Genomic DNA, 21,140 nt, shown 5'->3' on the forward strand with positions numbered 1-21,140 from the left:
GAGCCAGGATCAAACTCTCCATAAAATATCGCTTGCTTCGGATCCGCAGATCCGTTGTTTCCGTGTTTGATTCCTCAACTGTTTGAATTGATTGAAGGGTGGGCCCCTTCTCAATTGCGCTTGGCTTTTGTTCAGTTTTCAAGGAACATTCGCTTCTTATCTTACGAAAAACAACTTTTTAATTCTAACACGTTGTTTTTCGCAAGTCAACCTTTTTCTTAACTATTTGTCGTATTTCTTAGCGACAAGATATATTATATAGTTTCATAGTTACCTTGTCAATATAAAATTAAATTTTAAAAAACACGGCAAGACACGTATTATCATCCTGCCGCCGATCCGTCAATATTCTTTTTAAAAGTCCCGCAAAAACTTTTCTCGGCTGCAGGACACCTTTTCAGACACCCAAAGTATATTTTATCAATACTAATGCCGTGATACCGGGAATACCAAGCAATCCTCCGACCGCAGCCGTGGCAACATTGATTGGTATATGCAGGCTGAAAGATTCTCCGATGACGTTCAGCAAAAAAAGAAGCAAGGCACCGACCATAAACCGGACAGCCAATTTTCCGACCCACCTTAACGGATGGAAAGAAGTTCCAAGGATCAGGAGAAGAAAAAAGAAAACTAAGACAGCAGCGCCGATCATCAGAAAATTATTCATAGGCATGCCTCCCCACCCTTTTATGAAACGGGCTCAAAAGCTTGCCTTTTAAACCCGTCATTCATTAATAAAAGTATATGGCGACATGTCCCAATAAGAACTATTATTTCCTTGAGTAAATTTTCAGCGCACGCACTTCTTTTAATAGAAACAGATATTTGGCTTCCGCAAGTTTCAAACGATGCAGCACTTCTTCCGAAGGATCGATGCTGGAATCGATCACTCTCTTTTTAGTCAGCCAATCCTCCCTGCTGTGATTGAGCAATTCAATAAGCGAATCCGTCAATTCTTTACGCAATAAACCTTTCCGTCGATTAAACATAACAAACAGCCTCCAATATCACGCATTGCCCGACAGCCTGAAATTCTTCTGAAGAATCTGCTTCCCCCTGCAGAATTCGTGTCTATATTTCCCTCCGGCCTTCCAAGGCTTTCGACAGTGTCACTTCATCCGCGTATTCCAGATCTCCGCCGACCGGAAGGCCATGGGCAATCCGTGATGTTTTCACGCCAATCGGTTTTACAAGACGGGAAATGTACATGGCCGTAGCCTCTCCCTCAACCGTCGGATTGGTTGCCAGAATAATTTCTTTAATGGTCTCGTCCTCAAGCCGTCTAATGAGTTCAGCAATTTTGATGTCCTCGGGACCGATACCGTCCATCGGAGAAATCACTCCATGGAGCACGTGATACAATCCGTGATAATCGCGCATTTTTTCAAGGGCCGCCACATCTTTCGGATCCTGGACGACACAAATCGTCGAGTGATCCCGCGATGAATCGTCGCAGATCGGACAGGGATCGCGATCACTGATGTTCTGACAGACAGAGCAATACATTAATTTACGCTTGACATCAACCAGTGAACGGGCAAACTCCATGACATCTTCTTCGTTCATTTCCACAGCGAAAAAAGCAAGTCTGACGGCTGTCTTCGGACCGATTCCCGGAAGTTTCATGAAGCTGTCAATCAATTTTGCTATAGGTTCAGGATACTGCATCGCCGCACCCCCTTCCAGAAATTTTTCAAATCATCGGCGAATAATCAGCAGCGAATTCCTCCTACCGCTCAATACCGGTCCTTGAAATCCGCTGCTCGGCTGCTTCGCTTATTTTTTTCAAATATTTTATTCGGTTCAGAATCCCGGAAGGTTCAATCCTTTTGTGAATTTACCGAGCCGCTGGTTCGCCAATTCATCCGCTTTGGTCAGTGCGTCATTTACCGCGGCCAGTACAAGATCCTGCAGCATCTCAACATCCTCCGGATCGACTACCTCCGGATTAATCGTGACGTCGACGACCTGCTTATGCCCGTTTGTCTTCACTTTGACCGCTTCTCCGCCGGCCGTTCCCTCAACAACTTCATCTTTTAACTTTTCTTGCTCTTCCGCCATCTGCTTTTGCATTTTCTGCACCTGGCGCATCATATTATTCATATTTCCTCTCATCATGTAAATCGCCTCCAATATCTTTTTTCAATCTTTTATATCAAGTAAATCCGGGCCGACTAATTTCTTCGCTTCCGTGATCATCGGATCTTCCGTCGGCTTTTCACCGGTTTCTTCTGTTGTTTTCGATCTTTGAATGTACTTCCTTTTCAGTTTTTCCCACTGATCTTCAGGAACGGGGTACATGGTTTTATTTTTTTGTGTTACATCCCGGACAATCGATTGTACCATTTCCAGAATATGGTTTTTATTTTCCATGACCATCTGGCAGTGAAAATCATATTTAAACGCCTGAATGAAGCCGTCGGGGGAGCTTGCCACCGGCTTGCTCTCGAGCATCCAGGCGTGAGCCGCTACATTCTGTGCACGAATCTTCGCCATAACATTCGCCCATACGGATCTCAGCTCAAGCAGTTCATCTTTAGCCGCCGAATCCAGCACGCGATTGATATCCTTCACCGGAAGCCGCAATTCGCCGTTTTTAGCGGATCTCCGGCTGTGCCCTGTCTCCTGCGGAACTTGATCCGCACGCCTGCCCCCGGAAGTCCCGGACATCTCTTTCACCTGTTTCTCAAGCGCTTCCACTCTTTTTTCCAGAGCGGCAGTTTCCGAAGCCGTCCGGTCGTTTTGAACCGGCCGCTCCGGCTGTCCGGAGGAAGAGCAGAGTTTTACAATCGCCATTTCAAGAAAAATACGCGGATGATTGGTCCGTTTCATCTCAAGGAAAGCTTCATTCAGCCGGGTGATTGCCTCAAACAGCCGGTCCGTGTCCAGCTCTTTTGCCTGATCGCGAAACGCTTCGTCCACACGAGGACGGCTGAGTACGTCTTCAAGATCCGGAGACGTCTGATAAAGCAGAAGATCGCGATAATAAAAAATCAGCTGCTCGATCAGTCTGAGCGGATCTTTTCCCTGGTCAAGAAGCATGCCTGTTTTATCGATTGCCTGAGCCGTATCATCGGCCTCAAGCGATTCTACCAGTTCACGGACCAGCCGGTCGGCAACCATCCCAGTGATGTCCAGCACATCCTGGACTGTTATTTTTCCCTCACTGTAGGCCGCCGTCTGATCCAGAACGCTCAGCGCATCGCGCATTCCGCCCTCACTGGCTTTGGCAATCAACCGGAGGGCCTCTTCCTCTGCTTCAATATGCTGGTCCCGGACAACAAATGCCAGACGTTCGGCAATCGCCGAAGCCGGAATGCGTCGAAAATCAAACTGCTGACAGCGCGATATAATCGTCAGCGGGATTTTCTGCGGTTCGGTTGTCGCCAAAATAAAGACGACATGCTCCGGCGGCTCTTCAAGCGTCTTCAGCAGCGCATTAAACGCACCTGTCGACAGCATGTGCACTTCATCGATAATGTACACTTTATAACGGACTTCGCTGGGTGCATATTTTACCTTATCGCGGATTTCACGGATCTCGTCAACGCCGTTGTTTGATGCGGCATCGATTTCGATTACATCGGCAATACTTCCATCTGTAATTCCGCGGCAGGCCGCACAGTTGTTGCACGGTTCAGCAACCGGCGCATGTTCGCAATTAATCGCTTTGGCTAAAATCTTGGCAGCGCTCGTTTTTCCGGTACCGCGCGGGCCGGTAAAAAGATACGCATGAGAAAACTGCTGCTTGACCAAGGCGTTCTGAAGCGTCTGAGTGATGTGATTCTGGCCGGCAATATCATGAAAAGTCTGAGGCCTGTAGACTCTGTACAGTGCCTGATAGCCCATGTTCATCCCCCCTTCGCCGCCAGAGACAAGCGTTTTTTAATTTATAATCTCATTATAGCGATATAGGGCAGTGAAGTGAACTGAGGTATTGCTGCGTTCTTCGTTATTTATGAACAAGGGCTACCGAAAACAATGTTCCGATAGCCCTTGCAGTTTTATATTTTAACGCCGTGCACCTTTCGTCGATCAGGGCGCCATAAGCGCTTCTCAAGTCGTTGACTCGGCCCAGGTAGCCCCGCGGCACACGAAAGGTCTCACTTACTGCTGCTTCCTTCCGGACCTGACAGGGTTCATGAGTTTTCATTGCGCGGGACCCGAGCGTCAGCATCACGTGCCTGAGGCTGCCCTACAGCGTCCGAACCTCGGAAAAAGGAATTAAACCTCGCTATAGCGGATTGCGAGTTACAGGGCACCGCTACCTCCCCGTCTAGCACGGCTAATTTTATAACGATATAAAAACCGGAATGAAAACCGGTATCAAATCTGTAAAAATAATTAATGGCGGAGGCGAGAGGATTTGAACCCCCGCGGCGCCGAACGACGCCCTAACTGATTTCGAGTCAGTCCCCTTCAGCCACTTGGGTACGCCTCCAAACTGAATCCGTAACGCTGATTAGTTAACACAGATCATCAATGATCAAGGAATATGAAACGGATTCGAACCCTGTTCAACTAATCGTTACGACGATGGTTAGTTTAACATAAAAATATAGCGGAAGCAAGGTGTAAATCAAAATGATGCACGGACTAAATTTTTCCATACGTGGATATCCGGATCCATTGCAGCAGCTTATTAATAAGTAAATTTATTTTGTTCAGATACCAGGTACTCAACTTGAAATATTAATGGCCGGTTCCAGATGTAAATCTTGTTCTGCCGCAGGCACTTTCGCATAATCCGAAATCAATCAATTTTCTCCTTTCAAACACTTGTAGCCACGAGTCTTGACCGCAGCCTGATTCGATATTAAAAGATTTTAAAATCGGTATTAGCCGGGTTGTTTAATTTTTTTTATCTGTAAATAAAGGTAGCAAGATTTGATCAACAATTTGGGTGACAGATTCTTTTCCATTCTACATAAACATAGAATGAATTCATCAACTTGTTAACCAAGAGCCTATCGGTTAAAAGGCGAGAGGATTTGAATTCATACGGCGCCCTTCGGTCAGTCCCCTTCAGCCATTTGGGCGCGCCTCTAAGTTGAATCCGCAATGGTGACTCTTTTAACACAGATTACAGGCCGATACAAACATAGATTTCATTTAGCCTTTCCTTTATCCGGATTTTTTCTTATCGCGGCGCAGCGATCGAAAAAAATCGATCAGCAGGCCGCCGCATGGTTCCTGCAGCACCCCGCCCGTCACTTCTGCCTGATGATTGAAGCGCCGGTCCTGAATGAGATTCATCAGCGTACCCGCGCACCCCGCTTTGGGATCGGAAGCACCGAAAACCACTCTGTCAAGGCGGGAAAGAACAACGGCCCCGGCGCACATCGGGCACGGTTCCAATGTAACATAGAGTGTGCAGCCGGACAGACGCCACGTCTTCAGCCTGCGGCTGGCAGCCTGAATCGCCAGGCATTCGGCATGCGCGGTCGGCTCCTGGAGTGTCTCCCGCATGTTACAGGCACTTGCAATGATTTCACCGTCTCGGACAATGACGGCACCGATCGGTACCTCACCGGCCGCTTCCGCTTTTTTCGCTTCATCGATCGCCAGTTTCATAAAACGTTCATCCTCTGCCGTCATTTCCTTCGCCTCCCGCTTCCAATCCTGTCCAGAAGTATACAAGAGTTTAAAGACCGAATCAAATGCAGCGGCCGGCCGAATGATCCGGAATCGAATAATTACAGCGTGCCGGCGAACGCCGGATGCAAACAGCAGAAAAGTTCTCCGGCCCGTTTACAGAGCGTATCGCTCCGCTCTCAGCAACAGTGTTCCGGTACGGAAATTACTTATTATTCAGAAGCCATTTTGGGTGATTGATGGGCATATACGCTGAATAACCGGATTAAAAAAAAACACTCGAACGCGAGTGCCCTTAAATTTTTTTGAACGGATCAATGGTCCAGCGACGATTTTTCCGTCTCATTCTTCGTTGGACAGATGGAACTTGTTGATCAGCGCAAAGAAAAGGCTGAGCAGGACGCCGACGACCGTAGCCAGCCCCATGCCGTTCAGAGCGACTTTGCCGATGTTGATCGTCGCCCCGCTGATTCCGGTTGTAAAGATGACCGTACTGAGAATGATATTCTGCGATCTGGCAAAGTCCACTTTCGACTCGACAAAAATACGAAACCCGTTGGTCGCGATAACGCCGAAAAGAATCAGCGAAATGCCGCCGATAACGGCCGTCGGTACCGTTGAGATCAAAGCGGATAATTTTCCGACAAACGAAAGAATGACCGCAAAAACGGCCGCACCGCCGATAATCCACGTCGAATAAACGCGTGTGATCGCAAGTACCCCAATGTTCTCACCGTAAGTTGTGTTCGGCGTCGAACCGACAAATCCGGAAATGATGGTAGAGATACCGTTCCCGAATATCGAGCGATCCAGTCCCGGATCTTTCATTAAATTCTTTCCGACAATGTTGCCGGTCACAATCAGATGGCCGATATGTTCAGCGATCACGACCAATGCTGCCGGAAGAATAATCATGATGCTGGAAAGATTGAACTCCGGCCTGTAGAAAGTCGGCAGCGAAAGCCAGTGTGCATGTACAACCGGCGAAAAATCCACTAAGCCGGCAAACGCCGCAATGACATAGCCGGAAACGATTCCGATCAAAATCGGAATAATTTTAAGGAATCCTCTGAACAGAACCCAGCCAAAAAGTGTAATAGCAAAAGTCAGAAGAGAAACTGTCACGGTTGTCGCGGACGGCGACCACTTGGCGGCCGCTCCTGCCGGTGCAATCAGTCCGGCGTCCTGAGCCGCCGTCGGAATCAGCTGCAGCCCGATAATGGCGACGATCGATCCCATTGTCACCGGCGGAAAAACGACGTCCAGCCATTTTGTGCCGACAGCATGAATAATAAATGAAATGACAATAAAAACCAGGCCGACGGCAATGAAACCGCCCAGTGCCGCCTCATAGCTGCTTGTGGACAGAACATACAGCACCGGGGAGATAAAGGCAAAACTCGACCCAAGATAGGCCGGTATCTTTCCGCGGCAGATAGCCAGATAAATCAGGGTGCCGATACCGTTCATCAAAAGAATAGTCGCCGGATCAACTTTGAAAATCAGCGGAACGAGAACCGTTGATCCGAACATAGCGAATAAGTGCTGCAAGCTTAAAGGAATGCTTTCCAGTAAGGGTAACCTTTCATCGGTCTGAATCACGCGCTGCGTCAAAAAAATCTCCTCCATTTACAATGAATCGCACTGTTTCAAGTATAGCTGAATTCGGACAGACTCAAAAGGCCCCCTGCATTGCCTGCCGAAAAAAATTTTACAGAAGCAAAAATCGGGACATACAAAGTACGTCCCGATATTCTTTCAAATTTTTATTGAACTGCTGTTATCGAATGAACCATCAGTTTTTCGAACCGATGCCGATGAACTGGAGAATATAAAGAAACAGGTTAATGAAATCAAGATAGATCGAAACGACGATCATCGGTATATCTTTGTCAGTAAAGCCGTGGACCGTCAGACGGCTGAAATCAAACAGCGTATAGCCAATAAAAATCAGGATGCCCATTCCAGAGTAAACCATCATTGTCGTGCTTGAAAACGGTATAAAAATACCGAATACACCGACGGCAAGAAGAGCAATCAGGCCAAGAAACAGAAAGCTGCCCAGAAAAGTAAAATCGCGTTTGCTGACCATCGTATAAACAGCGATCGCACCGAACGAAACCGTCGTTACGGTAAAGGCTTCAAGTACGACCGTCGCTCCGATCAGACTGGCATAGTAGCTGATAACCGAAAAAAGTGTCAGTCCGGAAATAAACATGAACGCATACATCAGCAGATAGCCGACAGATTGACGCTTTCTGACAAACATCATCATCACAATCATGCCGATCTCTGCAATCATCAGCGGCATCATATATACCGGAGACACGTACTGTCCAAAATACAGTCCCGCAGTTGTAACTAATAAACCCGAGAAGAAAGCCGCAAATAATTTTGAATATGGTTTTCTCAATGTCTGGCTTGAAAATTCCGCCATGACTGTCATCCCCCTTTTAAGGCTTGTAATAATCAATACGTAATCTCTTAGCAAAAGTTTCTTCGTTCATCTATATTCTTTTTCCGCACGTTCCAGACGAGTTAAACAGACATGTCTTACAAGAAAGGTTCACATTTATTATACAGTGATTTCAGCGAAAATCAAAAATAATTTGAAAAAGAGCGGTTTCCTGACATTCAGGAGCCGCTCTTTTCCTTCCCTTTTATTGAGATCTACTTTTGACGGTGCCGCGTGTTCACTTCCAGAATATGTCCGGACTGCGTCTGCTCCGTTTCGCCATTGACCTGGCGTGCCGGATGCTTTGCATGGGCTCCTGAAGTCCGAAACCGATCGGTCTTTTCGTCAGTCAAAACAGGTTTTTTTGTCAACCGTTATCCCTCCGTCTGATCTTTCCGTTTCTTCGAATGTGCCGAAAATTCGTTCACCGGAACGGTTTTTAATTGAGCCGTTCACCCTGAAGGCAAAGGCTTCTTTCACCGCCGGCCGCATTTCATTTTCTTCTTTGCACACTGAACATTGTTCCCGGACAATCCATCAAGCAAAGACCTCCTTTTTCAAGGGCAATCTTATTATGCGCGCTCTGCCGAAAAATAATCCCGTTTTCTCCGGGCATTTCCCGAATAAATGGACAAAGGGTACCATTTTTTCCTGCTGCTTTTCGTAGTTGCGGAAAGCATAGGCCCGGCACGATTCAACACACGCTGCTGTCCGGCTCCGCAGTAATGATTCAAACCGGATGCGGGCGTCTCCCGGCGCGTGCCGGACGAGGCGCCATTCGCTTCCGGTCGCACGGCTGCCGCAAAAAATCGGCTGGTCCAGCGGGGCCCATACGGCTCACATCTTCCGTTTTCAGGACCGATCCGGCCGTTTACAGCCTCGGCCGGTCAAACCCGGCTATTTTTATCTTTGCCTGACTCGATGATCTGTTTCCTCATTCCGGCATTAAACTGTCATGCACGCCGGGCAAGATGGACGCGTTCCCGCAATTTTACCGCCAGTGCGGCGACAGCGATCGTTTTAATTGCATCGCCGGGGATATAGACGGCACTCATGGCAAGTGCAGCTCCCCAGGGAATATGCATCATCAGCGCCTGCCAGAGAGTGCCGATCGGATAGAGGACAATGATTCCGGCAAACAGGCCCGAGAGGACGATCGCCCAGAAGCCCGGTTTTTTAATTTTAGACAGGATCAGGGCGATAACAAAGGCTTCAACAATCCACCCCAGGACAAAACCGCCGCTCGGCGAGACAATGGCCCCGATTCCGCCGCTGCCTCCGCCCAAAATCGGGAGGCCGGCGCCGACCAGCAAAACAAACAGAATCATACTGGATGCCGCTGCACGGACTCCAAGAAATGTTCCCGCTAAAACCACACCTAAATTTTGCAGAGTAATCGGCACCGGAGTGAAAGGAAGCGGGATCGGCGGCAAAAAGCCGAGTACCGCGAGAATCGCCGCAAATAGTGCAATTTCAACCAGTTCTTTTGTTTTCAATCTTCTCTCTCCTCATGATCAATCGAATATCTCTATTTTAAAAAGGAAAGAAATGTATGTCAACCTTATTTTTATTTAGGTTAACAATAAATCTGTTTGCCCGGTTTCCCATCTACTGCCGCATTTCCAACTTAAAAGCCCGCACCGGACGATTCCGATGCGGGGCATATCTTTCACTTTTTCCGATTATTTAAAGCGACCGAATGATTTTATCAACCAGACCGTATTCTTTCGCTTCTTCCGCGGTTAAGAAATTATCGCGGTCGGTATCCTTTTCGATTGTCTCGTAAGGCTGACCCGTCGTTTCGGAAAGGATTGTGTTCAGTTTCTTTTTCGTTCTTAAAATATGTTTCGCGCTAATCTCAATATCACTCGCCTGGCCCTGTGCTCCGCCGAGAGGCTGGTGAATCATCACTTCGCCGTTCGCCAGAGACAGGCGCTTGCCCTTGGCTCCCGACGTCAGGATAATCGACGCCATAGAGGCCGCCATTCCGACACAGATTGTCTGAACATCCGGCTTAATGAAGTTCATCGTATCAAGGATGGCAAAGCCCGCAGTTACAGAACCTCCCGGACTGTTGATGTAAATCGAAATATCCTTTTCTGAATCCTCCGATGCAAGAAAAAGGAGCTGGGCAACGATGCTGTTTGCCAGTTCGTCGTTAATCTCCGTTCCGAGCATAATCACCCGGTCCTTCAGCAGCCTTGAATAAATATCATAAGAGCGTTCACCGCGGTTGGATTGTTCGATCACATAGGGGATAAAAAATGATGACATGAATGTTTCCTCCTGTTATTTGTGTGTGGCCTGTTTTCCCGCCTCAGCCGTCATGCCGCCTGTTCGGTGCAGAAAATTTTTCGAATTTTTCCGTCCGGACGTTCATAAGCGCCATGAAGGCAGGCTAAAATCATCAGCCTGACTTTTTCATTGAGACCGCCCGTCGCAGCGGACAATTGATTGAACGCTGCCGAAACCGGTCCGAGAGCAGCTCTCGTCTCCTGGCGATATAAATGCAGCAGACGCTCGGGCAGACGGCTCTGAAAAGCCGCCACATAACGATCCGCCAGTTCATCTCGATCACGGACCGGGAAAACACGGCCGCAAGAGGCGAGCTTTTTTCTGGCCCGATGGTATATAACCCGCACATTGCTTTCCGACTCGCCGATCATTTCGGCCGCTTCAGCCGCCCGATAGTCCATGCCGGCGATCAGAAGAAAGATCAGCCGCTGCTTCGCCGACAGCTCCTCGATCAGTACTTTCATTGCTTCGGTCAGGCGATCAGCCGTCTGCTTTTTTCCCTCTTCGCCTGCAAAACGCTCCATTGAATCCGTGACCGTCTCATCGATGGAAACTTTGCGATGGCCGTCAATCCAGGTGTTCGAGACGATCCGATACAAATAGGCTTTGGTTATCGGCCGGGACGGGCGCCTGACCCAGGCCTTATACAGCTTAATCATCGAGTTCTGGAAAAGGTCGTCTCCGTCCCATGCCGATCCCGCAAGCGATGTGCACCAGCCGCGCATCTCTCCGAAAAAGGGCCGGGCAGAATACAAAAAAAGTTCTTCTTCCCTTTTCTTTTGTTCAATCTGCGTCCCTTTCACAGGCAACCCCTCCCTCATTTCATCTTCATTCGTATAAACGAAAAAAAAGCGGTAAATATTTCAGCCATCCAAAAATTTTTAAAAGCCGGTTTCCCTTTTCTTAGCGGATCGGTTATTTAATTCTTCATCCTAACATTAATCATATACAAAATAAAGGAAAACGCCAAGCAAAGTTCAGATTCATTCTTTAATCGGGTACAGATCGTGCCAAAAACAGCCGGATATACAGACATCGGGTGCAGCGACCGATAAACCAGGCGTGACGACCGATAAACCTGCTGCAATGACCGATAAATTCCCTGAGACGGCCGATACCGGACATATAACGACCGATACCATCGTGTCCAAGACCGATAATCAGCAGCTGATCACTGTTCGTTTCCCCCAATGGCCGATAAATTCCTCGCAGCTCGTATTCAATCGGGTGCAGCAGCCGATAAGCGCCGCGGCCCAGGTAATAAAACCAACCGGTGTATAGTGTATAGTGGTGGTATTTCAAGTTAAAGCCGGTTGGCCCTGCTTTGAATAACATCAAATTCCGGAAACAATTATCTTTTTTGCGGACTGATCGCCGCATGCTTACCGCGATTACTTATTTACAGATTAAACCGTCCGAACGCTCCAATGCGTCTATTGGAGCGCTGCACGATTGCAGCGGCTGTTCCTTTTTCTCAGATTCGTCATTTTGATTAACAAATCCTCTTAATAAAGCGAGGTTTTAAAAGTGAATGAAACCATCCGATTATTATTAAATCACCGCAGTATCCGCAGCTTTTCCAGAGAAAATATTTCAGAGGAAAAGGCCGACCTTTTGATCCGTGCGGCACAGCATGCGCCGACAAGCAGTTTTCTGCAGCAGTATTCCATCATAGACGTCACGGATGAAGCGAAGAAAAAAACATTAGCCGAGATTGGGAATCAGGCTTACATAGCGGAATCGGACCGGCTGTTCGTCATCATAGCCGATTTGCGCCGGAATGCAGAAATTGCCCGGGAAAAAGGAAAATCTACAGAAGTTCTGGGTTCGTTCGATTATTTTCTAAGAGCCATCGGCGATGCATTCATATCCGCTCAAAATATTGTGGTCGCTGCCGAAAGCATGGGATTGGGCAGCGTATATCTCGGCAGTATATTGAATGACGCTCAGGCTGTTATCGACTTACTGCATCTTCCAAAATTTACCTTTCCTGTCGTCGGCATCGCTGTCGGTTATCCGAATCAATCGCCGGAATTAAAACCGCGGCTGCCTGAAAATGAAATTTACCATAAAAATGAGTATCATTCTTCCGTGCAGCTGGTCCGTGAGCTGGAAAACTACGATCACATCGTCTCTCAATATTACGACCTGCGCAACAAAAACCGCCGGATTGATACGTTTACCAACCAAATTGCAAAGGCTATGGATAAACGTCCGAAAAAAAGGATGTCGATGCTCGATGTCATTAAATCTCAGGGCTTTATTCAATATTGATTCTTAACTGGCCGGAGCCTCTCAGAACGCCGGTCAAGGGGCTTCCAGAGCGGCGGGAACGGTGATTTTACTATCTGTATCACTTGATAAGGCTTTATATATTATAAGGACCCCCTGAAGTTGGACAATAAGAATCCAAATCAGGGGGTCCAGTTCATATAAAAGGGTTTCATCGTTCTATTTTTCTTCCTCTCGTTCATTCATGCGACATTCCAACGCTTTTCGTTCCGGCTGCCACCACAGCGGTCGATCAGCAGACCGGACGTCACAGGCTTCATCGTTATTTTCCACCGCCGGTACCGATCCGCGCAGCGGTTTGCCGGCCGTTTCCTTAACGAAGAAGGTAATAATGACGATGCCGATCAAACAGGCACCGATGAGATAATAAGCGGGGACCAAGGCATTGCCGGTCATGCGGATCAATTGAGCAACAATCAGCGGCGTTGTCCCGCCGAATAGAGAAACCGATACGTTGTAAGTAATCGACAGTGCGCTATACCTCACTGAAGTATAATACAACGACGGCAGCAGCGATGGCATCGTGCCTTGGAAAGATGCTAATAAACCGGCCAGAATCAGCAGACCGGCAAATACAGCCCACGGATGACCGCTGCCGATTAATCCGAATGCCGGCAGCGTCAGCAGAATCAAACCGGTCAATCCACCTTGAATGACACGTTTTACACCGATCCGATCGCCGAGACGGCCCATCGCCAGGACAATCGGAATCATGATGATCATCACGAGCAAAAGCAGCAGTAAGCCGGATGTGTCGTCATATCCCAGTACGGAACTCAAGTGAGCCGGCATGTAAGTTAAAACAGTATAATCCACCACATTATAAAAGAAGACCACCAACATCCCGATTAGCAGAGCACGCCAATAATAAGCCAGCAAAGAACGGATGGAAACAGGTCGTCGTTTTTGTATTTCCCACGTCTGTTTCACCGCTTTAAACGCCGGCGTCTCTTCCATATGCTCACGCAGATAGAAGCCGATTGCGCCCAGCGGAGCTGCGATCAGAAATGGAAGACGCCAGCCCCAGTCCAGCATCTTTGCCTCGCCCAATAAAAAGGAAAGCAAGGTAACAATGCCGGAGCCGCCAATATAACCGATCAACGTCCCCACTTCCAGGCCGCTGGCGAAAGTGCCTCGTTTACTGTCAGGTGTCGATTCGGCAATAAACGTCATTGCGCCGGAATACTCGCCGCCGGTGGAAAAACCCTGAACCAAGCGGGCCAGCAAGAGCAGAATCGGTGCAGCAGCGCCGATCGTCCGGTATCCAGGGATCAGCCCCATGCTTAGCGTTGCCAGCGCCATCATGATTAAAGTGATCACCAGAATCCTTTTCCGGCCCAGTCGGTCGCCCAGCCTGCCGAAAACGAAGCCGCCGATTGGACGCACCAGAAAAGCAATCGCGAAGGTGGCAAAGGAATAAACCAGTTGTGTCGGCCCGCTCAGCTCCGGAAAAAAGACCCGGCCGATAGTGACGGCCAGATAAGAATAGATACCAAAGTCAAACCATTCCATCGAATTGCCGACTGCCGTGGCGATCACGGCCTTTTTGGCTGTTCCCGTGGCAACTATGGTTACTTTTTTCGGCAGTTGTCGTGAATCGTTATCCTCTCGTCTGTCGTTCGATGAATGTCTTTTTTTATTCGTCAAAAAATGGATGCTGTCACTGAAAACGGAAATGGGCAGCAGAGCTTTTTGTTGCTTAACCTGCAGTGGCAATGATCGCTTGCAACGTGAAAACCGGTCGATGGCTGTCCGTCCGTTATCTTAGTTCAGCGACAGGTTTTCCCTTCTTCGTTCGCACTAAGATAATGCCTATTGTCGGATCGTTTTCGCCTACCGCGCAGGATTGCCAAGCCAAGCGGCAAAACAACGGGATCCGCATGTATCCCTTCGACCGGATCCACAGGCGATCTGCGAACCCTTATAATTATCATATAATAAAATACATATAATATAAAGTTTATATATGAATAATTAGAATATATTACACATTCTAATATTTGAAACAAAAAATCAATGCAAAAAGCAATCCCCCGGTGCCATTACCAGGAAGATGGCTATTGCGACGATATATTGATTGATCCGGGCCCTGTACTTTTTTATACTAAACGCCAGTCAAACCCTGACATTTAAAACACATAGGGGTTTCGGATCCCACCGTTTACCAACTTCCCATAAAGGATTCATTTGCTTAGCCGACTATTCCAACATCTCTAACGCTAAAAAAAAGAGTGAGTCTATCCAATTTTAGGCGGATCCCTCAGATTTAAGGATTTGTTTAGTCAGGTCGATTTGATTGACCTGGTTTATGGGTCAAATCCGAGGCATGACATGCTATAATCAGAACAGGCAATAGATGCATATGAGCGGACAGCGACGCCCTTATAGAATGGGGGTGGCGCCAATGACAGTATTTCAAGCCTTAACACTGATGGTTTCTTTCGGTGTACTGGTATTCATGCTGTCAGACAGAAAGAAATAATCCGCCCATATGCCATTCACGGTGGCTGAGACGGATTATTCATCACATGTAATTCAGTTTTAAGCGCTGTTCCGCTCTGTGCGGATATTGCTATTCCGTCAGTGTTCGCGCACTGGCGGTTTTATTTTATGTTCCCTATGTCCTTATTATACCCGGTAACCTGTAAGAAATGCAATGGGCGGGATAGGTCAGCTCAATTTTGAGCGCAGATGAAAGTCATTCCCCCCCGATTTGGGGAGCGTCTCGGCTCTGTCCTGGCCCATTCTCGGACACAAGATATAGAGGAGACAGAGTAACCAAGACAAACCAACAGGACATATAACAGATTAGAAAAACTGTATCAGTTTAAGCCGAAAAACAGGCTAAGACAGCCCGATTAGTACAATTTCAACAGTCAAGTAATTTTGAATCCCCCTGCCTTGATTTCCGGTTTTCGGGAACGTGCAGCGGGGCTTTCTGTTGTATTTTTTCCTGTTTTGTAAGATAAAATATTAACTGTTTTATGATAAAAGTTAACAATTATTTCTGTAACGGAGACACAATCCTCTATTCCAATGTAACGCCGGACTTTTTAAAACGCTGAATAAGTGCGGAATCCCGCCGCTGCCTTCCTCCATAAAGGGGGGAGGCTCATTTTCGCTTTGTTGAGGCACTCCGTTTTTGGATGATATGTTTTTTTAACGTTTTGCTTGAAAGCCGAACAATCGCGCATATATGTTAAAAACCTTGATATGAAGGCCTTTATACGATAGGAAGGCAGCGGAGGAACCTTTTTATAAAAAAAATAGAGAGAGATTACATGATGAGCATATGCGCACGGATTGTAAAAAAAGAAAATTCACGGTGAAAGGCGAATATGTAAAAAGGAAAAAAATAAAAACCCTTATGTATCAAGGGTTTAAGTAGTGGCCCTGGGGAGAGTCGAACTCCCGACGCACGGTTTAGGAAACCGACGCTCTATCCACTGAGCTACAGAGCCGTATCTGCAGTATCTTTTTAAGCGACATTTATTATTATACAAAAAAAACACGGTTTTGAACAGCGGGGATTTCGGAGTTTCGGCTGAAGCATTTTTCTTCAATGTCCTGCGGTCCGCAACAGAACGCAAATAAAAGCAGCCCTATATTTAGAGAGGACTGCTTTTGCATCATCGGCTATGGTTATCGATCACAGTTTCGTAACGTTTGCTGCCTGAGGTCCGCGGTTGCCTTCAACAATATCGAAGCTGACTTCCTGGCCTTCTTCAAGCGTTTTGAAACCGTCGCCTTCGATTGCAGAATAGTGTACGAATACATCATTTCCGCCTTCAACTTCAATGAAACCGTAACCTTTTTCTGCATTAAACCATTTTACTTTACCGTTTTGCATGCTTTACTGCCTCCCTAAAACCTTGCGCTGCCCGCGCGTGAAATAAAACCACCCACCATTTAACAGTGAACCAGGATATAAAAAAACAGGCCCTTCCAGAAGTAAAAACTACTACACTTCAAGGAAGGGTCTTCATTCTTACATCCAGATCATATATTAAGTAGTAAAATGGTTTACTTTAATTTAGCACAACTTCAACCCGGTGTCAAATAAATTTAGCCATTTTGTAACCGGATACTTTACCGATACATTGGCATTCTTCATCGGCATCCCGTTTGTATCATTATGCCGTTTCCATTTTTTCTCCATTTTCGCGTCTTTATTCAATCAGACGGGTGAAACCGGCTCTGCCGGATATCTTAATAACGTAACGGTCATTTATCGTGTCCGTATAACAAAGCGGACAGGCTGTCTTCCGTCCTCTTTTCAAATTCAGGAGGACATGATAAACTGAAAGGAACGTATGTATGTTCTCTGTCTGCGGCCGTTTAAGCGAAAACAAAGCGGCTATTTTTATTTCAGAAAGGCGAATCTATTTATGAATCCAAGTCAGTTACCGTCGAAGTGTCTCATTTCAGTCGCAGGTATGGTCGGTATCGGCAAAACGACTTTTGCAAGGGCTCTGGCCGGGCGTCTGCACTTTCGGACCTCTCTCGAAAAAGTTGACGGAAATCCTTATCTTGATGCTTTTTACAAAGATTTTGAACGCTGGGTCTTCCAGCTCCAGATTTATTTTCTTGGCGAACGATTTAAAGAGAACAAGCGTATGGACGCCTGGCCGGGCGGATTTGTTCAGGACCGGTCAATCTATGAAGATACAGGCATCTTTGCCAGGATGCATTATGAAAAAGGGACGATGTCCGAAGCAGATTACCGTACCTATACATCGCTGTTCGATGCCATGGTGATGACCCCTTATTTTCACCATCCCGACCTCCTGATTTATCTGCACGGATCGCTTGACGCGACAATAAAACGCATTCGTTCCCGCGGACGGGGATCAGAAAAAGAAACGCCGGTCAGCTACTGGCAGGAAATGTTTCAACGTTACGAACAGTGGATTGCCCATTTCAACACATGTCCGGTATTGAAGATTGATATTGATGATTATGACCTTATTTACCATCCCGATTCGCTGGATTCCGTCATTCCGCTGATTGAGGAGAAGCTGGCAAGCGAAGCGGGAAAAAAGCGATAAAAAGAACCCGAGAATACAAAGCCGCGTGGGGAGAGCATCTCTCTCAGCACGCGGCTTTTCATTCAGTTCTTTTCGTTTTCCTTATTTTTTTCTTTCGGATCGGAATCCTGCTTTTCCTTCCGGGGCTTCCCCGTGTTTATTGTAATACCCAGGTCTTCGATCATTCGCGTCAGCCTTGCTTCATTATCCACTCTCTGATGAAAGGGCATCGTTTTTTCCGCCTCCTCGAATTACGATCAATTTTTCACAATCCGTCGTCAGTTGTTTGCCGCCGTGATCTTTTCAAGATTCTTCATGTACGGGCGAAGCGCTTCGGGAATCAGGATGCTGCCGTCTTCCTGTTGGTAATTTTCCAGAATCGCCGCAACTGTACGCCCGACAGCGAGACCGGATCCGTTTAAAGTGTGGACATATTCAGGTTTTGCTTTCGGCTCGCGCCTGAACCGAATATTGGCCCGTCTCGCCTGGAAATCTTCAAAATTACTGCATGATGATATTTCACGATACGTGTCCTGGCTGGGTATCCAGACTTCCAGGTCGTATTTCTTTGCCGCCGTGAACCCGAGATCCCCGGTACATATGCTGACAACCCTGTACGGCAGATTCAGCAGCCGCAGTACCTCTTCCGCATGTCCGGTCAGTTTTTCAAGTTCATTGTATGAATCTTCCGGCCTGACGAAGCGGACCAGTTCGACCTTATTGAACTGGTGCTGGCGGATGATTCCGCGTGTATCGCGTCCCGCCGAACCCGCCTCTGAACGGAAACAGGCACTGTACGCCGCATAGGCAATCGGCAGATCGTCGCCGTTTAAAATCTCGTCACGATAATAATTCGTCACCGGCACTTCCGCTGTCGGGATCAGGAAATAATCCCGGTCGTCGGCGATTTTAAAAGCGTCCTCTTCAAACTTCGGCAGCTGTCCGGTGCCGGTCATGCTGTCGCGGTTGACCAAGTACGGCGGCATCATTTCCGTATAGCCGTGTTTTTCCGTATGAAGATCCAGCATAAAGCTGATCAGTGCACGTTCCAGACGTACTCCGAGTCCCTTGTAAAAGACAAAGCGGCTGCCGGTTACTTTGGCCGCACGTTCAAAATCAAGGATATCGAGGCCGGTTGCAATGTCCCAGTGCGGCTTCGGTTCAAATAAAAATTTTCGCGGTTCCCCCCAGAAGCGGATCGGCTGGTTATCTTCTTCACCGTCGCCGAGCGGTACGCTTTCATGAGGAATATTCGGTATGGAAAGCATGACCTGATGCAGTTCGTCTTCAATCCGGTGCAGCTCGCCGTCGAGCGTCTTGATCTGAGCACTGACCTCGCGCATCGCTTCAATCAGATCCCGGGCATCTTCTTTCGCCCGTTTCTTCGCTGCCACATCGGCCGATACCTGATTGCGTCTCGCCTTCAGAGCCTCAGCCTGATTAATCAGCATCCGTCTTTTCTCGTCCAATGCCGGAAATCTTTTGAAATCGCTGAGGTCTTCGCCTCTTTTATTCAGCTTCCTTTCGATTTCATTATAATGTTCCCTTAAAAGTTTCATGTCTAACATCGTCACTGCGCCTCCCTAAAATAAAAATCCCGTCCCTGTCTAAACCAAGGGACGAGATTTAACCCGCGTTGCCACCCAAATTGCTTATGATCTTTCAAGAGCTCACAAGCCGCTTGATCATTGATAACGGAAACGATCCGTTTATGCCTGTCCGACAGCATTTCTCTCAGGGACGGATTCATGCCGTGCCCTTCACCGCTTCCCACCGTCTGCGGCTCTCTTTGCAAGGACCTCGTCACTAATTGTTCCCGTCATCAAGTTCACATTTTTCACTAATAAAAATTTACAATAAGCCGGGAAAAAATGCAAGCAGTCAGACAGTTTCCTCAACCATTTGAACAAAATAACGGTGCATCCGCAAATCATCGGTCAGCTCCGGATGAAAGGCACATGTGAGGAACCGCCCCTCACGGCAGGCAACAATGTTATCCTGATAAGTTGCAAGCACCTCAACGCCAGCGCCGACACTTTTAATATACGGAGCCCGGATAAAGACGCCATCGTAATGGTCGGCCACATGCTTGATTGCCAGATCGGCTTCAAAGCTGTCAACCTGACGGCCGAAAGCATTACGCCTGACATCGATGTCGAGCAGGCCGAGATGAGGACCCTTTTGCCCCTCGATTTTTTTTGCCATCAAAATCAATCCTGCGCACGTACCGAAAATAGGCTTGTCCGCCGCAAAATCTTTGATGGCTTCAAAGAGTCCGTATTTGTCCAGCAGCCGGCGCATGGTTGTGCTTTCTCCGCCGGGAAGGACAAGCCCGTCAAGGCCTTCCAGATCCCGGATGCTCTTTATCGTGTATGCTTCTGCGCCTGATGCCTTCAGTGCTTTAATGTGCTCGCTTACTGCTCCCTGAACCGCCAAAACGCCGATTTTTGTCGTCATCGCTTGAACCACCTTATAACCCGCGGTCCTGCATCCGCTCGGAAGGCGTAAGCGTACCCATATCAATTCCTTTCATCGGTTCACCAAGACCCTTTGAAAGTTCTGCAATGCGCTCATAATCTTTGTAATAAGTTGTCGCCTCAACAATTGCTTTGGCAAATTTTGCAGGATTTTCCGATTTGAAAATGCCCGATCCGACAAAGATACCGTCGGCTCCAAGCTCCATCATCAGTGCAGCGTCTGCCGGCGTTGCCACGCCGCCGGCCGCAAAATTGACAACCGGAAGCCGTCCGGCCTCCTTAATTTGAAGAAGGATTTCATAAGGCGCACCCAATTCTTTTGCATAGACCATTAATTCATCCGGCGACATACCGACAACCTTGCGCACCTGACTGTTCACAAGACGCATGTGACGGACGGCTTCGACAATGTTGCCGGTTCCCGGTTCGCCCTTTGTCCGGAGCATCGCCGCACCTTCGCCGATCCGGCGCGCCGCCTCACCCAGATCGCGGCAGCCGCAGACAAAAGGCACCGTGAAGGTTTTTTTATCAATGTGATACACATCGTCTGCCGGCGTCAGCACTTCGCTTTCATCTATATAGTCGACCTTCATTGCCTCAAGCACCCGTGCTTCAACGATATGCCCGATACGCGCCTTCGCCATAACCGGGATCGAAACAGCATTCAGGACTTGTTCAACGATCGTCGGATCGGCCATCCGTGCGACGCCGCCTGCTTTGCGGATATCCGACGGTACGCGCTCAAGCGCCATTACAGCGGTAGCGCCCGCTTCTTCCGCGATTTTGGCCTGCTCGGCGTTGACCACATCCATGATCACGCCGCCTTTCTGCATTTCGGCCATGCCTCTTTTAACTTTATCTGTACCTTTTTCAGCCATGACTACTCCTCCATTTTCAGCCTTAAAAATTTCCTTTCGAATTCGGGTAACTCTAGTGTACAATAATTCATAGTGAATAACTATATTTTGGAGATATTTTGACTATTTTTTCACTTCAGAT

22 protein-coding genes, 2 tRNA genes, 1 other RNA gene and 1 other annotated feature are annotated in these 21,140 nt (G+C 47.8%); of the genes, 3 read left to right on the forward strand and 22 right to left on the reverse strand.

Features of this window, described 5'->3' with window-relative positions; all coding sequences use genetic code 11:
• Positions 1 to 397: 397 nt before the first annotated feature.
• From Q6A92_RS01515 to Q6A92_RS01585, 15 genes are all read right to left on the reverse strand, one after another.
• Positions 398 to 667, reverse strand: coding sequence for a pro-sigmaK processing inhibitor BofA family protein (locus tag Q6A92_RS01515; RefSeq protein WP_274402204.1), 270 nt, complete (start codon positions 665 to 667; stop codon positions 398 to 400).
• A 103-nt stretch (positions 668 to 770) separates the two neighbouring features.
• Positions 771 to 989, reverse strand: coding sequence for a YaaL family protein (locus tag Q6A92_RS01520; protein ID WP_274402205.1), 219 nt, complete (start codon positions 987 to 989; stop codon positions 771 to 773).
• A gap of 82 nt (positions 990 to 1,071) precedes the next feature.
• Complete coding sequence (gene recR / locus Q6A92_RS01525) at positions 1,072 to 1,668, reverse strand: recombination mediator RecR (protein ID WP_274402206.1); 597 nt, start codon at positions 1,666 to 1,668, stop codon at positions 1,072 to 1,074.
• Between the two features lie 135 nt (positions 1,669 to 1,803).
• Positions 1,804 to 2,118 (reverse strand): YbaB/EbfC family nucleoid-associated protein, encoded by a 315-nt coding sequence (locus Q6A92_RS01530; RefSeq protein WP_274402207.1) that lies wholly within the window; start codon positions 2,116 to 2,118, stop codon positions 1,804 to 1,806.
• Positions 2,119 to 2,142: 24 nt separating this feature from the next.
• Positions 2,143 to 3,849: a DNA polymerase III subunit gamma/tau gene (gene dnaX, locus Q6A92_RS01535; protein WP_274402208.1), complete on the reverse strand. Its 1,707-nt coding sequence runs from the start codon at positions 3,847 to 3,849 to the stop codon at positions 2,143 to 2,145.
• A 168-nt stretch (positions 3,850 to 4,017) separates the two neighbouring features.
• An RNA gene (gene ffs, locus Q6A92_RS01540) (signal recognition particle sRNA large type) lies at positions 4,018 to 4,285 on the reverse strand.
• Between the two features lie 63 nt (positions 4,286 to 4,348).
• A tRNA-Ser gene (locus Q6A92_RS01545) sits at positions 4,349 to 4,441 on the reverse strand.
• 683 nt (positions 4,442 to 5,124) lie between these two features.
• Entirely contained in the window at positions 5,125 to 5,598 is a 474-nt protein-coding gene (gene tadA / locus Q6A92_RS01550; protein ID WP_274402209.1) for a tRNA adenosine(34) deaminase TadA, read from the reverse strand.
• A gap of 339 nt (positions 5,599 to 5,937) precedes the next feature.
• The gene (uraA, locus tag Q6A92_RS01555) at positions 5,938 to 7,209 is read right to left on the reverse strand and encodes a uracil permease (RefSeq protein WP_274402210.1); all 1,272 of its coding nucleotides are present in this window, start codon (positions 7,207 to 7,209) and stop codon (positions 5,938 to 5,940) included.
• Between the two features lie 181 nt (positions 7,210 to 7,390).
• The gene (locus Q6A92_RS01560; protein WP_274402211.1) at positions 7,391 to 8,032 is read right to left on the reverse strand and encodes a Bax inhibitor-1/YccA family protein; all 642 of its coding nucleotides are present in this window, start codon (positions 8,030 to 8,032) and stop codon (positions 7,391 to 7,393) included.
• Between the two features lie 233 nt (positions 8,033 to 8,265).
• Positions 8,266 to 8,421: a YpzG family protein gene (locus tag Q6A92_RS01565; protein WP_274402212.1), complete on the reverse strand. Its 156-nt coding sequence runs from the start codon at positions 8,419 to 8,421 to the stop codon at positions 8,266 to 8,268.
• Between the two features lie 582 nt (positions 8,422 to 9,003).
• Positions 9,004 to 9,546 carry a biotin transporter BioY gene (locus Q6A92_RS01570; RefSeq protein ID WP_274402213.1) on the reverse strand — a complete coding sequence of 181 codons (543 nt, stop codon included), beginning with the start codon at positions 9,544 to 9,546 and terminating at the stop codon, positions 9,004 to 9,006.
• Positions 9,547 to 9,736: 190 nt separating this feature from the next.
• Complete coding sequence (gene clpP, locus Q6A92_RS01575; RefSeq protein ID WP_274402214.1) at positions 9,737 to 10,324, reverse strand: ATP-dependent Clp endopeptidase proteolytic subunit ClpP; 588 nt, start codon at positions 10,322 to 10,324, stop codon at positions 9,737 to 9,739.
• Between the two features lie 50 nt (positions 10,325 to 10,374).
• A complete protein-coding gene (locus Q6A92_RS01580) occupies positions 10,375 to 11,148 on the reverse strand; it encodes an RNA polymerase sigma factor (RefSeq protein ID WP_332236813.1) in 774 nt (257 codons plus the stop codon).
• Positions 11,149 to 11,335: 187 nt separating this feature from the next.
• Positions 11,336 to 11,647, reverse strand: a complete 312-nt coding sequence (locus tag Q6A92_RS01585; protein WP_332236814.1) for a hypothetical protein — start codon at positions 11,645 to 11,647, stop codon at positions 11,336 to 11,338.
• A gap of 225 nt (positions 11,648 to 11,872) precedes the next feature.
• Between Q6A92_RS01585 and Q6A92_RS01590 the strand changes: the two genes are divergently transcribed.
• Positions 11,873 to 12,619 carry an NADPH-dependent oxidoreductase gene (locus Q6A92_RS01590; protein WP_274402217.1) on the forward strand — a complete coding sequence of 249 codons (747 nt, stop codon included), beginning with the start codon at positions 11,873 to 11,875 and terminating at the stop codon, positions 12,617 to 12,619.
• A gap of 177 nt (positions 12,620 to 12,796) precedes the next feature.
• Here the strand turns inward: Q6A92_RS01590 and Q6A92_RS01595 are convergent, their stop codons facing one another.
• Positions 12,797 to 14,284: an MFS transporter gene (locus Q6A92_RS01595; RefSeq protein WP_332236815.1), complete on the reverse strand. Its 1,488-nt coding sequence runs from the start codon at positions 14,282 to 14,284 to the stop codon at positions 12,797 to 12,799.
• A 757-nt stretch (positions 14,285 to 15,041) separates the two neighbouring features.
• Here Q6A92_RS01595 and Q6A92_RS20200 point away from each other — a divergent pair.
• Positions 15,042 to 15,119, forward strand: coding sequence for a putative holin-like toxin (locus tag Q6A92_RS20200; RefSeq protein ID WP_443029671.1), 78 nt, complete (start codon positions 15,042 to 15,044; stop codon positions 15,117 to 15,119).
• Positions 15,120 to 16,025: 906 nt separating this feature from the next.
• Here the strand turns inward: Q6A92_RS20200 and Q6A92_RS01600 are convergent.
• A tRNA-Arg gene (locus tag Q6A92_RS01600) sits at positions 16,026 to 16,098 on the reverse strand.
• 188 nt (positions 16,099 to 16,286) lie between these two features.
• Complete coding sequence (gene cspD / locus Q6A92_RS01605) at positions 16,287 to 16,487, reverse strand: cold-shock protein CspD (RefSeq protein ID WP_023511604.1); 201 nt, start codon at positions 16,485 to 16,487, stop codon at positions 16,287 to 16,289.
• 538 nt (positions 16,488 to 17,025) lie between these two features.
• Here cspD and Q6A92_RS01610 point away from each other — a divergent pair.
• Positions 17,026 to 17,685: a deoxynucleoside kinase gene (locus Q6A92_RS01610; protein ID WP_274399183.1), complete on the forward strand. Its 660-nt coding sequence runs from the start codon at positions 17,026 to 17,028 to the stop codon at positions 17,683 to 17,685.
• 62 nt (positions 17,686 to 17,747) lie between these two features.
• On the opposite strand, the gene Q6A92_RS01615 is transcribed toward Q6A92_RS01610, so the two are convergent.
• The 4 genes from Q6A92_RS01615 to pdxS all read right to left on the reverse strand — a co-directional run bounded on the left by Q6A92_RS01615 (position 17,748) and on the right by pdxS (position 21,019).
• Positions 17,748 to 17,894 (reverse strand): hypothetical protein, encoded by a 147-nt coding sequence (locus Q6A92_RS01615; RefSeq protein WP_274399182.1) that lies wholly within the window; start codon positions 17,892 to 17,894, stop codon positions 17,748 to 17,750.
• Between the two features lie 48 nt (positions 17,895 to 17,942).
• Positions 17,943 to 19,232: a serine--tRNA ligase gene (serS, locus tag Q6A92_RS01620; RefSeq protein WP_274399181.1), complete on the reverse strand. Its 1,290-nt coding sequence runs from the start codon at positions 19,230 to 19,232 to the stop codon at positions 17,943 to 17,945.
• A gap of 44 nt (positions 19,233 to 19,276) precedes the next feature.
• Positions 19,277 to 19,496: a binding site (T-box leader), on the reverse strand.
• Positions 19,497 to 19,545: 49 nt separating this feature from the next.
• Positions 19,546 to 20,121 (reverse strand): pyridoxal 5'-phosphate synthase glutaminase subunit PdxT, encoded by a 576-nt coding sequence (pdxT, locus tag Q6A92_RS01625; RefSeq protein WP_274399180.1) that lies wholly within the window; start codon positions 20,119 to 20,121, stop codon positions 19,546 to 19,548.
• A gap of 13 nt (positions 20,122 to 20,134) precedes the next feature.
• Positions 20,135 to 21,019 (reverse strand): pyridoxal 5'-phosphate synthase lyase subunit PdxS, encoded by an 885-nt coding sequence (pdxS, locus tag Q6A92_RS01630; RefSeq protein WP_274399179.1) that lies wholly within the window; start codon positions 21,017 to 21,019, stop codon positions 20,135 to 20,137.
• Positions 21,020 to 21,140: the final 121 nt, after the last annotated feature.

This window comes from Sporolactobacillus sp. KGMB 08714, assembly GCF_036598985.1.
Taxonomy (GTDB): domain Bacteria; phylum Bacillota; class Bacilli; order Bacillales; family Sporolactobacillaceae; genus Sporolactobacillus.